This window comes from Microbacterium sp. Se63.02b (genome assembly GCF_014171575.1).
GTDB lineage: Bacteria > Actinomycetota > Actinomycetes > Actinomycetales > Microbacteriaceae > Microbacterium.
This window is the reverse complement of record NZ_CP050453.1, coordinates 2601558-2614526: the sequence shown is the minus strand read 5'-3', so window position 1 is coordinate 2614526 and position 12969 is coordinate 2601558. Positions and strand designations below refer to the sequence as shown.

At 62.4% G+C, this 12969-nt stretch carries 6 protein-coding genes, 3 rRNA genes and 1 pseudogene; all 10 read left to right on the top strand.

Features of this window, described 5'->3' with window-relative positions:
- Window positions 1-786 precede the first annotated feature (786 nt).
- The 10 genes and pseudogenes from G4G29_RS12830 (at window position 787) to recN (ending at window position 12955) form a co-directional block, all read left to right on the top strand.
- A 16S ribosomal RNA gene (locus G4G29_RS12830) occupies window positions 787-2310 on the top strand.
- A gap of 421 nt (window positions 2311-2731) precedes the next feature.
- Window positions 2732-5836 (top strand): 23S ribosomal RNA (locus G4G29_RS12825).
- 108 nt (window positions 5837-5944) lie between these two features.
- Window positions 5945-6061 (top strand): 5S ribosomal RNA (gene rrf / locus G4G29_RS12820).
- The 16S, 23S and 5S rRNA genes sit together here, the layout of an rRNA operon.
- 165 nt (window positions 6062-6226) lie before the next feature.
- Entirely contained in the window at window positions 6227-7180 is a 954-nt protein-coding gene (locus G4G29_RS12815) for a hypothetical protein (protein WP_183150402.1), read from the top strand.
- Between the two features lie 307 nt (window positions 7181-7487).
- Complete coding sequence (locus tag G4G29_RS22185; RefSeq protein WP_244631995.1) at window positions 7488-8291, top strand: polymer-forming cytoskeletal protein; 804 nt, start codon at window positions 7488-7490, stop codon at window positions 8289-8291.
- A complete protein-coding gene (locus G4G29_RS12805) occupies window positions 8291-9328 on the top strand; it encodes an HAD-IIA family hydrolase (RefSeq protein WP_183150401.1) in 1038 nt (345 codons plus the stop codon). Before G4G29_RS22185 ends, G4G29_RS12805 begins: the two co-directional genes overlap by 1 nt.
- Window positions 9329-9381: 53 nt before the next feature.
- A complete protein-coding gene (locus G4G29_RS12800; protein WP_183150400.1) occupies window positions 9382-9558 on the top strand; it encodes a hypothetical protein in 177 nt (58 codons plus the stop codon).
- Entirely contained in the window at window positions 9555-10352 is a 798-nt protein-coding gene (locus G4G29_RS12795; protein ID WP_183150399.1) for a TlyA family RNA methyltransferase, read from the top strand. The genes G4G29_RS12800 and G4G29_RS12795 overlap by 4 nt, the downstream gene beginning before the upstream one ends.
- Window positions 10349-11269 carry an NAD kinase gene (locus G4G29_RS12790; protein ID WP_183150398.1) on the top strand — a complete coding sequence of 307 codons (921 nt, stop codon included), beginning with the start codon at window positions 10349-10351 and terminating at the stop codon, window positions 11267-11269. The genes G4G29_RS12795 and G4G29_RS12790 overlap by 4 nt, the downstream gene beginning before the upstream one ends.
- Window positions 11266-12955, top strand: a pseudogene (gene recN, locus G4G29_RS12785) (DNA repair protein RecN). The gene G4G29_RS12790 and the pseudogene recN overlap by 4 nt, the downstream one beginning before the upstream one ends.
- Window positions 12956-12969 lie beyond the last annotated feature (14 nt).

Genomic DNA, 12969 nt, shown 5'->3' with positions numbered 1-12969 from the left:
CGGCGACCTGTGCGGACGTGACGCAGGCCCAGGCCAGCTCACCGGTGGCGAGGCGTGAGGGGAGGGGACGCGGTGCCCGCGGTCCGCGGTCGCCCCTGGACCGGGAGTCCGATCTCGCCGAGGACACGAGCGAGCACGGATGCGCCCGGTCGTCGAGCGGGGAGGGTGCGCGGGGGATCGACGGCATGGCGCGATCGTACTCCGCGCCGTGACTCCGCCGGAAACCTGCGCTGATCCGGCCGAAACCGCAAGCAGGTCGGGCGCGACACGCCCGGGGGGTGTGGCCCGATTTGCCAGAACCCTGGAATCCACGTAACTTATTACTTGTTCGCCCCACAGGGAAGCGGAGGAGCCGAGAGCTTCACCCCCCTCAAGCGGAGAACCACTCCCACACATCCTTCTCTCTTGAGAGATCAGACGCTTGCGTCTAGGATGGGAGATCCACCCCTTCTGCGGCTGTCAAAGGCTGCGCAGCGGATCACTGATTCGCCGGGCGCGTCGATTTGACAAGCGAGACAGGGTGGCTAAGATAGAGAAGTTGCCCTGCGGGCCTGGCTGTGATGGCTGGGTCGTGGGAGCATCCGATCCTTGAGAACTCAACAGCGTGCACTTGTCAAATGCCAAATTATCCTCGTCTCCACTTCGGTGGGGGTGAGAATTCCTTTGGATCAAAGACCAATCCCTTTCGGGGGGTTGGCATTGGATGAAGTCAGCAATGAATTTGTCTCTTTGGTCAGCATCAAACTCGCTGCGTCACCGTTTTCCCGGTGGGGTATGCATTTCTTTTTTACGGAGAGTTTGATCCTGGCTCAGGATGAACGCTGGCGGCGTGCTTAACACATGCAAGTCGAACGGTGAACACGGAGCTTGCTCTGTGGGATCAGTGGCGAACGGGTGAGTAACACGTGAGCAACCTGCCCCTGACTCTGGGATAAGCGCTGGAAACGGCGTCTAATACTGGATATGTGACGTGATCGCATGGTCTGCGTCTGGAAAGAATTTCGGTTGGGGATGGGCTCGCGGCCTATCAGCTTGTTGGTGAGGTAATGGCTCACCAAGGCGTCGACGGGTAGCCGGCCTGAGAGGGTGACCGGCCACACTGGGACTGAGACACGGCCCAGACTCCTACGGGAGGCAGCAGTGGGGAATATTGCACAATGGGCGCAAGCCTGATGCAGCAACGCCGCGTGAGGGATGACGGCCTTCGGGTTGTAAACCTCTTTTAGCAGGGAAGAAGCGAAAGTGACGGTACCTGCAGAAAAAGCGCCGGCTAACTACGTGCCAGCAGCCGCGGTAATACGTAGGGCGCAAGCGTTATCCGGAATTATTGGGCGTAAAGAGCTCGTAGGCGGTTTGTCGCGTCTGCTGTGAAATCCCGAGGCTCAACCTCGGGCCTGCAGTGGGTACGGGCAGACTAGAGTGCGGTAGGGGAGATTGGAATTCCTGGTGTAGCGGTGGAATGCGCAGATATCAGGAGGAACACCGATGGCGAAGGCAGATCTCTGGGCCGTAACTGACGCTGAGGAGCGAAAGGGTGGGGAGCAAACAGGCTTAGATACCCTGGTAGTCCACCCCGTAAACGTTGGGAACTAGTTGTGGGGTCCATTCCACGGATTCCGTGACGCAGCTAACGCATTAAGTTCCCCGCCTGGGGAGTACGGCCGCAAGGCTAAAACTCAAAGGAATTGACGGGGACCCGCACAAGCGGCGGAGCATGCGGATTAATTCGATGCAACGCGAAGAACCTTACCAAGGCTTGACATATACGAGAACGGGCCAGAAATGGTCAACTCTTTGGACACTCGTAAACAGGTGGTGCATGGTTGTCGTCAGCTCGTGTCGTGAGATGTTGGGTTAAGTCCCGCAACGAGCGCAACCCTCGTTCTATGTTGCCAGCACGTAATGGTGGGAACTCATGGGATACTGCCGGGGTCAACTCGGAGGAAGGTGGGGATGACGTCAAATCATCATGCCCCTTATGTCTTGGGCTTCACGCATGCTACAATGGCCGGTACAAAGGGCTGCAATACCGCGAGGTGGAGCGAATCCCAAAAAGCCGGTCCCAGTTCGGATTGAGGTCTGCAACTCGACCTCATGAAGTCGGAGTCGCTAGTAATCGCAGATCAGCAACGCTGCGGTGAATACGTTCCCGGGTCTTGTACACACCGCCCGTCAAGTCATGAAAGTCGGTAACACCTGAAGCCGGTGGCCTAACCCTTGTGGAGGGAGCCGTCGAAGGTGGGATCGGTAATTAGGACTAAGTCGTAACAAGGTAGCCGTACCGGAAGGTGCGGCTGGATCACCTCCTTTCTAAGGAGCATCTGACACTTTCGGGTGTCCAGAACCCAGATCGAAGGCACATGTTCTTCGCTGGGAGCTCATGGGTGGAACATTTGACATGGTGTGAAGGATGTTGTTCTTCTCCAGTACGCCGCTTCGGTGGTTGGAACGGGGAGGGTGGCGGATGTCGCACTTGCACGCTGTTGGGTCCTGAGGGACCGGATGCGCACTGGCCTTCGGGTCGAGTGCACAGTCGGTTGCTCTGGGCCTTTCGTTGTTTCCCCGGTGGGGAAGCGGTGAGGGGTACCGCCCGTACTTTGAGAACTACACAGTGGACGCGAGCATCTTGCAACAGCCTTCGGGTTGTTGCACAAGATGATCTTAAAGATCATTAGTCAATTTCATTCCAGGCTTTCGAGTCTGGAGTCGATTCTGATTCAAACTCATGTGATTTCAAGTCTTTAAGAGCAAACGGTGGATGCCTTGGCATCTGGAGCCGAAGAAGGACGTAGCAATCTGCGATAAGCCTCGGGGAACTGATAAGCAAGTTTTGATCCGAGGGTGTCCGAATGGGGAAACCCCGCTGGGCGGCGTGCCGACCTAGTGACTCCCGCCTGAATATATAGGGCGGGTAGAGGGAACGTGGGGAAGTGAAACATCTCAGTACCCACAGGAAGAGAAAGCAACCGCGATTCCGTTAGTAGTGGCGAGCGAAACCGGATCAGGCTAAACCTAGCGTGTGTGATAGCCGGCAGGCGTTGCACGTTGGGGGTTGTGGGACTTTTCAGTCATCTCTGCCGAGGTGGCGGCGTTACAAGAAGGTATAGACGAACGGTCTTGAAAGGCCGGTCATAGAGGGTGCCAACCCCGTAGTCGAAATGCTTCTCTTGGCGCGAAGAGTATCCCAAGTAGCACGGGGCCCGTGAAATCCCGTGTGAATCTGTCAGGACCACCTGATAAGCCTAAATACTCCCAGATGACCGATAGCGGACAAGTACCGTGAGGGAAAGGTGAAAAGTACCCCGGGAGGGGAGTGAAATAGTACCTGAAACCGTTTGCTTACAAACCGTTGGAGCCTCCTTAGTAGGGGTGACAGCGTGCCTTTTGAAGAATGAGCCTGCGAGTTAGCGATATGTGGCGAGGTTAACCCGTGTGGGGTAGCCGTAGCGAAAGCGAGTCTGAATAGGGCGATTCAGTCGCATGTCCTAGACCCGAAGCGAAGTGATCTATCCATGGCCAGGTTGAAGCGACGGTAAGACGTCGTGGAGGACCGAACCCACTTAGGTTGAAAACTGAGGGGATGAGCTGTGGATAGGGGTGAAAGGCCAATCAAACTTCGTGATAGCTGGTTCTCTCCGAAATGCATTTAGGTGCAGCGTTGCGTGTTTCTTGCCGGAGGTAGAGCTACTGGATGGCCGATGGGCCCTACAAGGTTACTGACGTCAGCCAAACTCCGAATGCCGGTAAGTGAGAGCGCAGCAGTGAGACTGTGGGGGATAAGCTTCATAGTCGAGAGGGAAACAACCCAGACCACCAACTAAGGTCCCAAAGCGCGTGCTAAGTGGGAAAGGATGTGGAGTTGCTGTGACAACCAGGAGGTTGGCTTAGAAGCAGCCACCCTTGAAAGAGTGCGTAATAGCTCACTGGTCAAGTGATTCCGCGCCGACAATGTAACGGGGCTCAAGCACGCCACCGAAGTTGTGGCATTGACATTATTGGTAGGCCTTCGTGGTCCAGCCGTGTTGATGGGTAGGAGAGCGTCGTGTGGCCAGCGAAGCGGCGGTGTAAACCAGCCGTGGAGGCTACACGAGTGAGAATGCAGGCATGAGTAGCGAATGACGTGTGAGAAACACGTCCTCCGAAAGACCAAGGGTTCCAGGGTCAAGCTAATCTTCCCTGGGTAAGTCGGGACCTAAGGCGAGGCCGACAGGCGTAGTCGATGGACAACGGGTTGATATTCCCGTACCGGCGAAGAACCGCCCAAGCTAATCCAGTAGTGCTAAGTGTCTGAATCCCAGTGACTGATCCCTTCGGGGTGACGCTCTGGGCCTAGCGCACGACCCCATTCTGGTGCGGTTAGCGTATTAACAGGTGTGACGCAGGAAGGTAGCCCAAGCCAGGCGATGGTTGTCCTGGTGCAAGTGCGTAGGCCGAGTCGTAGGCAAATCCGCGATTCATTGAGGCTGAGACACGATGCGGATAAAAAGTGGGTGATCCTATGCTGCCAAGAAAAGCATCGACGCGAGGTTCTAGCCGCCCGTACCCCAAACCGACTCAGGTGGTCAGGTAGAGAATACCAAGGAGATCGAGAGAATCGTGGTTAAGGAACTCGGCAAAATGCCCCCGTAACTTCGGGAGAAGGGGGGCCTTCGGCGTATAGGGATTTACTCCCGAAAGCGTTTGGAGGCCGCAGAGACTAGTGGGTAGCGACTGTTTACTAAAAACACAGGTCCGTGCCAAGTCGCAAGACGATGTATACGGACTGACGCCTGCCCGGTGCTGGAAGGTTAAGAGGACCGGTTAGCCGCAAGGCGAAGCTGAGAATTTAAGCCCCAGTAAACGGCGGTGGTAACTATAACCATCCTAAGGTAGCGAAATTCCTTGTCGGGTAAGTTCCGACCTGCACGAATGGCGTAACGACTTCCCAACTGTCTCAACCGCGAACTCGGCGAAATTGCATTACGAGTAAAGATGCTCGTTACGCGCAGCAGGACGGAAAGACCCCGTGACCTTTACTACAGCTTGGTATTGGTGTTCGGTGTGGCTTGTGTAGGATAGGTGGGAGACTTTGAAGCATGGACGCCAGTTCGTGTGGAGTCATTGTTGAAATACCACTCTGGTCACTCTGGATATCTAACTTCGAACCGTAATCCGGTTCAGGGACAGTGCCTGGTGGGTAGTTTAACTGGGGCGGTTGCCTCCCAAAAAGTAACGGAGGCGCCCAAAGGTTCCCTCAACCTGGTTGGCAATCAGGTGTCGAGTGTAAGTGCACAAGGGAGCTTGACTGTGAGACTGACAGGTCGAGCAGGGACGAAAGTCGGGACTAGTGATCCGGCAGTGGCTTGTGGAAGCGCTGTCGCTCAACGGATAAAAGGTACCTCGGGGATAACAGGCTGATCTTGCCCAAGAGTCCATATCGACGGCATGGTTTGGCACCTCGATGTCGGCTCGTCGCATCCTGGGGCTGGAGTAGGTCCCAAGGGTTGGGCTGTTCGCCCATTAAAGCGGTACGCGAGCTGGGTTTAGAACGTCGTGAGACAGTTCGGTCCCTATCCGCTGCGCGCGTAGGAAGTTTGAGAGGATCTGACCCTAGTACGAGAGGACCGGGTTGGACGAACCTCTGGTGTGTCAGTTGTTCCGCCAGGAGCACCGCTGATTAGCTACGTTCGGGATGGATAACCGCTGAAAGCATCTAAGCGGGAAGCCGGCCTCAAGATGAGACTTCCATACCTTCGGGTGAGAGGCTCCCAGCCAGACTACTGGGTTGATAGGCCAGATGTGGAAGTGCAGTAATGCATGCAGCTGACTGGTACTAATAAGCCGATGACTTGATAACACACCGTTTGTTGGTGCTACGCGTCCACTGAGTGGTTCTCGATGTACGGTCGAGAACCGCATAACAACAATGACTTTGTTATGTGTTTGATTGAAACATCAATAGTGTTTCGGCGGCCATAGCGTGAGGGAAACGCCCGGTTACATTCCGAACCCGGAAGCTAAGCCTCACAGCGCCGATGGTACTGCAGGGGGGACCCTGTGGGAGAGTAGGACACCGCCGGACTCCTTTTAAACAAAATGGCCACCCAACGCTGGGTGGCCATTTTGCGTTTTACGAAAAGAACAGGGAGCATCATGCCGGAAGAGGAAGAGCGCCGTCCGCGTCGCAACGACGACAGTGGATCGCGCGGTAACCGACCTTCTGGCGGTCGCCCCGAGCGCAGTCGCGATGGCAACGCCCCTCGTCGTGAGGGTGGGTATAACCGTGATGGTGGTGCTCCTCGTCGTGAGGGTGGGTACAACCGCGACTCCGGTGGCGCCCCGCGTCGCGAAGGCGGCTACAACCGCGACGGTGGTGCCCCTCGTCGTGAAGGCGGCTATAACCGCGATGGTGGTGCCCCGCGTCGTGAAGGCGGCTACAACCGCGATGGTGGTGCCCCGCGTCGTGAGGGTGGCTACAACCGCGACTCCGGTGGCGCCCCGCGTCGTGAAGGTGGGTACAACCGTGATGGTGGTGCCCCTCGTCGTGAAGGCGGCTATAACCGTGATGGTGGTGCCCCTCGTCGTGAGGGTGGGTACAACCGTGATGGTGGTGCCCCTCGTCGTGAGGGTGGGTACAACCGTGACGGTGGTGCCCCTCGTCGCGAAGGTGGGTACAACCGTGATGGTGGTGCCCCGCGTCGTGAAGGCGGCTATAGCCGTGATGGTGGTGCCCCTCGTCGTGAGGGTGGGTACAACCGCGACTCCGGTGGTGCCCCGCGTCGTGAAGGCGGCTATAACCGCGATGGTGGTGCCCCGCGTCGTGAAGGCGGGTACAACCGTGATGGTGGTGCTCCTCGTCGCGAAGGCGGCTACAACCGCGACTCCGGTAGCGCCCCCCGCCGTGAAGGTGGGTACAACCGTGATGGTGGTGCCCCGCGTCGCGAAGGCGGCTACAACCGCGACTCCGGTAGCGCCCCCCGCCGTGAAGGTGGGTACAACCGTGATGGTGGTGCCCCGCGTCGCGAAGGCGGCTACAACCGTGATGGTGGTGCCCCTCGTCGCGAAGGCGGCTACAACCGTGATGGTGGTGCCCCGCGTCGCGAGGGCGGTGACCGCGATCGTTCGCGTTCCTTCCCGCAGCGCGGGGGACGGGTCGGGAGCGTCCGACCCAGGCTGCGAACGAGCGGCCCCGGTTCGATGAGCCGCAGATCCCCGATGATGTCACCGCACGCGACCTGCATGCGTCTGCTCGAAACGAGCTCAAGACCCTGAGCAAGGAGAACGCCGAGCACGTCGCTCGCCACCTGGCGATGGCGTCCCGGCTGATCGACGAAGACCCGGCGCTCGCACACGAGCATGCGCTGGCTGCATCTCGTCGCGCCGGCCGTATCGCGATCGTTCGAGAGACCCTCGGCATCACGGCTTACGCCACCGAGGACTTCGCGCTCGCTCTCCGCGAGCTGCGCACCTATCGCCGTATCTCGGGCAAGGACGATCAGATCGCCCTCATGGTCGACAGCGAGCGCGGCATCGGACGTTCAGATCGTGCCCTGGAGACGGGGCGTGCCGTCGACCGTTCGACGCTCGAGACTCCCGTGCGCGTCGCATTGGCGATAGCGATGTCGGGCGCCCGACTCGACCAGGGCGATCTCGAGCTTGCGCTCGGCGAGCTCGAGATTCCTGAGCTCGACCCGGATCGTGCTTTCGAGTGGAGCCCGGCGCTGTTCGCCGCTCGCGCTGCGGTGCTCGAGGACCTCGGGCGTACCGAGGAGGCTGAATTCTGGGCCGAGCGTGCAGAAGTCGCCGCACAAGCACTCGGTATCGACGAGGCCGGCGACGAGGAGATCTACATCGAGGACGGCCTGATCGAGGGTGACTTCGACGACGATGAGCTCGTCTCTGATGTTGTCTCTGACGGTGATGTTGTCTCTGACGGTGATGTTGTCTCTGACGGTGATGTTGTCTCTGACGGTGATGTTGTCTCTGACGGTGATGTTGTCTCTGACGGTGATGTTGTCTCTGACGGTGATGTTGTCTCTGACGGTGATGTTGTCTCTGACGGTGATGTTGTCTCTGACGGTGATGTTGTCTCTGACGGTGATGTTGTCTCTGACGGTGATGTTGTCTCTGACGGTGATGTTGTCACTGGCAGTGACGGTGTCTCTGACGATGAGGATGCCGCTTCGCGGCGCCAGGGTACGGAGACGGAGCGCGTCGAGTCCGACGCTGAGCCTGCAGAGCCCACCGTCGAGGATGAGGTGCGCGAGCTCCTCGGTGAAGACGAGGCCGATGACGCGGATCCGGAGGCGTAGTGGCGCTGTTCTCTCGTAAGCGCGGTCTGCGCACGCCGCTCGACGGTGTCGACACGGTCTTGGCCGACCTGGACGGCGTCGTCTACGCCGGCCCCGGGGCGTTGCCCTTCGCCGTGGACAGCCTCAACGAGGCCGCGAAGACGGTTCGGCTCGGATACATCACCAACAATGCCGCCCGGACCGATGCCTCCGTCGCGGCGCATCTGAGCAGCCTCGGGCTCCGGGTGGACGCATCCGACGTCGTCACGAGCCCCCAGGCGGCGATGCGGCTGATGGCGCGGATCGTGCCCGCGCCCGCGACGATCCTCGTCGTGGGCGGCGACGGGCTCGTCGACGAGGTGCGCAAGGCCGGCTACACGGTGACACGCAGCGCCGAAGACTCGCCGAGCGCAGTGGTGCAGGGCTTCGCACCCGAGGTCGCCTGGACCGACCTCGCGGAAGCCGCGTTCGCGCTCAAGCTCCCCGAGGACGAGGGCGGCATCCCGTGGATCGCCACGAACACGGACTGGACGATTCCGCGCGAGCGCGGGGTGGCGCCGGGAAACGGCACCCTCGTGTCCGCCGTCCATACGGCGGTGGGTCGATTGGCGACCGTCGCGGGCAAGCCTGAAGCACCGATCTTCGAAGAGGCCCTGGCCCGCTTCGGGGCGCAGAAGGCTCTGTTCATCGGCGACCGGCTCGACACCGACATCATGGGTGCGAGCCGTGTCGGAATCGACTCGGTGCTCGTGCTCACCGGAATCGACCGCCCCAAGCACGTGCTGGCGGCACCGGAGGGCTCCCGTCCCACGTACATCCTCGGTGACCTTCGCGAACTGCACCTGCCGTACCCCGAGGTCACCGAACGAGACGGGGTGTTCCACGTCAACGGCGCTGCTGTGCGGGTCGAGGGAGCCGATGTCGTGATCGTGGCCGAGTCGGACCAGCAGATCGATTTGCTGCGCGCGGGGGCAGCCGCCATCTGGGCGTCGGGCACACCCGTGTTCGTGCTCCGGGTCCCCGAACGCCTCTACCTGGATCCCTTCCACCGCCCCTGAGCGATCTCGCGTGGGCTCCGTCGCCTGTCGCACGTCCCGCGTACAGTGGAAGGGTGAGCGAAGAGACGACGAGTGCGCCGACCGATGGTCTGTGGAGTCGCCTGCGGCTGATCGAGGGCCAACCGCTCGCTTCGCGTGCAGACGCCTACTCGGCGCTGCACGACGAGCTCTCGCGACGTCTGGATAGCGGTGCGAAGCTCGACCAGCGGGAGACTCCGGGATCCCGATGACGCGACTCGACGCCGCCCTCGCCGCCCGAGGACTCGCCCGTTCGCGTAGCCACGCAGCCACACTCATCTCCGAGGGGCTCGTGAGCGTGGATGGACGGCCTGTCGTGAAGGCGTCCACCGCGGTCGCCGACACCGCGGAGATCACGATCGCAGGCTCGGACCACTACGTCGGGCGTGCGGCGCACAAGCTGATCGCCGGTCTCGACGGCTTCGGCATCCCCGTCCAGGGCCGGCTCGCTCTCGACATGGGCGCGTCCACCGGTGGATTCACCCAGGTGCTGCGCGAACGAGGTGCCAGGAGAGTGCTCGCCGTCGACGTCGGGCACGGCCAACTGGCGGCGTCGATCGCCGCGGATCCGGGCGTCGCCTCCGTCGAGGGGTACAACGTGCGGCACATGACCCCGGAGAACCTCGCCGAGGCCACGGGTGAGACGGATGTCCCCGACCTCGTCGTCGGCGACCTCTCCTTCATCTCCCTCGAACTCGTGCTGCCGGCCGTCGCAGGGATCGCGCGACCGGACTCCGATGTGCTGCTGCTCGTGAAGCCCCAGTTCGAGGTGGGCCGCACCGCGGTGCGGGGCGGACTCGTGACCGATCCCGCAACCCGCGCGGATGCGGTCGCCCGCACGGTCTGGAGCGCGTGGGACGTGGGACTCGGAATGCTCGGCATCCTTCCCTCCCCACTGCTCGGCACGCATGGCAATGCCGAGTATCTGGTGCACCTCGCGCCGGGGCGGGGGAGCAATCCGACAGAATGGTTGGACAGCATCAACCGACTGGCAGGAGGACGATGAACGAGCGCAACATCCTGGTCGTCGCGCATGCCGGCCGTGTGGACACCGTCGAAGCGGCCCGTCGCGTGATCGATGCGCTGCGCGAAGCCGGTGCACGACCCGTGCTCGCCGCCGACGACCATGAAGCGCTCGTGGCAGTCGACGGGTTCTTCGCCGCGACCGACGTGCTCGGCGCCTCAGTCGATCCCGCCGAACTCGAACTCGCGATCGTGCTCGGCGGCGACGGGACGATCCTGCGCGCGGCGGAACTCGTCCGCGACGCCGGTGCTCCTGTGCTCGGCATCAACATGGGTCATGTCGGGTTCCTCGCCGAGATCGATCGCGACGACATGGACAAGGCCGTGCGTCGCGTGATCGATCGCGACTACGAGGTCGAGGAACGGCTCGCGCTGTCGGTGCGGGTGAAGGATGCGGCGGGCGACGTCGTGTACGAGACCTGGGCGCTCAACGAGGCGACCGTCGAGAAGGCCAGCCGCGAGCGGATGATCGAGGTGGTGCTCGAGATCGACGGTCGTCCGTTGTCGAGCTTCGGATGCGACGGCATGGTCATCTCCACCCCGACAGGATCGACCGCCTACAACTTCTCGGCGGGAGGACCCGTGATCTGGCCCAGCGTGGAGGCGATCGCGGTCGTCCCCCTCTCAGCGCATGCGCTGTTCGCCAAGCCACTCGTCGTGAGTCCCGACGCGGCGGTCGCGATCGAGATGCTCGAGCGCACCGACGGCTCGGGCATCCTCTGGTGCGATGGGCGACGATCTCATGATCTGCCGCCGGGTGCACGCGTCGTGGTGCGCCGCTCGTCGCGACCCGTGCGACTCGCGCGTCTGCACCCCACCGCGTTCACCGACAGACTCGTCCGCAAGTTCCAACTGCCCGTCGAAGGATGGCGCGGCCAGGCTCTGGGGACGCCGTCATGATCGAGGAGATGCGGATGCAGGGGCTCGGCGTGATCGCCGATGCCGTGCTGCCGCTGGGGCCCGGCTTCACGGCGATCACGGGCGAGACCGGTGCGGGCAAGACGATGGTGGTGACGGGGCTTGGCCTGCTCCTCGGCCAGCGCGCCGACTCCGGCGCCGTTCGCGCGGGCGCCGCCCAGGCGTCGGTCGCGGGGTGTGGATCGTCCCCGAAGAGGGGGACATCGCCGAGATCGTGGCGGATGCCGGTGGCGAGCTCGAGCCTGCGGGCTCCGGAACAGCCGAGCTGTACGTCTCGCGCACGCTGAGCGCGGAGGGACGCAGCCGAGCGAGCGTGGGCGGCCGCGCCGCACCCGCCGGCGTGCTCTCGGCCCTCGCTGAGGAGCTCGTCGTGGTGCACGGGCAGTCCGAACAGCTGCGCTTGCGATCCGCTGCGGCGCAACGCGATGCGCTCGACCGCTTCGGAGGCAGCCGGATCACCGACGCTCTCGCGCAGTATGCGGAGTCCTTCGCACGCTGGCGGACTCTCGACGCCGAGATCACCGAGATCACCGAGAACCGTGACCGCCGGGCGGAAGAGGCTTCGCGTCTCAGGGAGGCGCTCGCGCTGATCGAGGCGACGGCGCCGGAGCCGGGGAGGACCAGGAGCTCGCCGGTCGGGCTGAGCGCCTCGCGAACGCGGAGGAGCTTCGGCTGGCGGCATCGCTCGCCCACGGAGCACTGTCGAACGAAGAGGGCGAGCCGGATGCCTCGGCGCTCGTCGCCGAGGCGCGTCGCGTTCTCGAGCGTGCAGGGGACGTCGTACTGACCGAGATCGGCGAGAGCGTCGCCGACATCGGCTATCGGATCGCGGATGTCGCCGGACAGCTGTCCGCCTACCTGGCCGACCTCGACGAGACGGGGCCGCACGAACTCGCAGCCGTCGAAGAACGTCGAGCCGCGTTGGGGACGCTGATCAGGGCCCACGGGTCCCTCGACGAGGCCCTGTCCCTCTGGCAGACCGGATCCACGCGGCTCGCCGAGCTCGACGACGACGGCGACCGCATCGAACGGCTGATCGCCGAGCGTGAGTCGGCACGGGCCGAACTCGACGCGCGAGCCGCAGCCCTCACCGCAGCACGCACGGAAGCTGCAGCGCGCCTCGGCGAGGCGGTGACAGAGGAGTTGCATGCCCTCGCGATGCCGGATGCGCGACTCGAGGTCGTCGTCTCCGAGGGGACGGAGAGCACCCACGGTCGCGACGACGTCGCCATCCTCCTCGCCCCGCACCCCGGCGCGGAGCCCCGCTCGGTCTCGAAGGGGGCGTCGGGCGGCGAACTGTCTCGCGTGATGCTGGCCATCGAGGTCGTCATCTCGGCGACCGATCCGGTGCCGACCTTCGTCTTCGATGAGGTCGACGCAGGTATCGGAGGGGCGGCAGCCATCGAAGTGGGACGACGACTCGCCCGGCTCGCCGAGAAGTCGCAAGTCATCGCCGTGACCCATCTGGCGCAGGTTGCCGCATTCGCGAACAATCACCTCTCCGTCGTGAAAGCCCACGATGGTGCGGTCACCGCCTCGGACGTACGGCGTCTGGAAGGGGGAGAACGCGAAGCCGAGATGGCCCGTCTCCTCTCCGGACTCACCGATTCCGACGCCGCTCTGACCCACGCTCGCGAACTTCTCAGCCTCCGCGTCCCCGCCGCCTGATAGGATCGAAGCCC

Bases quoted from the DNA above. Each gene is read 5' to 3' on its own strand.
- G4G29_RS12815 (WP_183150402.1), top strand. From the start codon at position 6,227: ATGGCAACGCCCCTCGTCGTGAGGGTGGGTATAACCGTGATGGTGGTG.
- G4G29_RS22185 (WP_244631995.1), top strand. From the start codon at position 7,488: ATGGTCGACAGCGAGCGCGGCATCGGACGTTCAGATCGTGCCCTGGAG.
- G4G29_RS12790 (WP_183150398.1), top strand. From the start codon at position 10,349: ATGAACGAGCGCAACATCCTGGTCGTCGCGCATGCCGGCCGTGTGGAC.
- G4G29_RS12795 (WP_183150399.1), top strand. From the start codon at position 9,555: ATGACGCGACTCGACGCCGCCCTCGCCGCCCGAGGACTCGCCCGTTCG.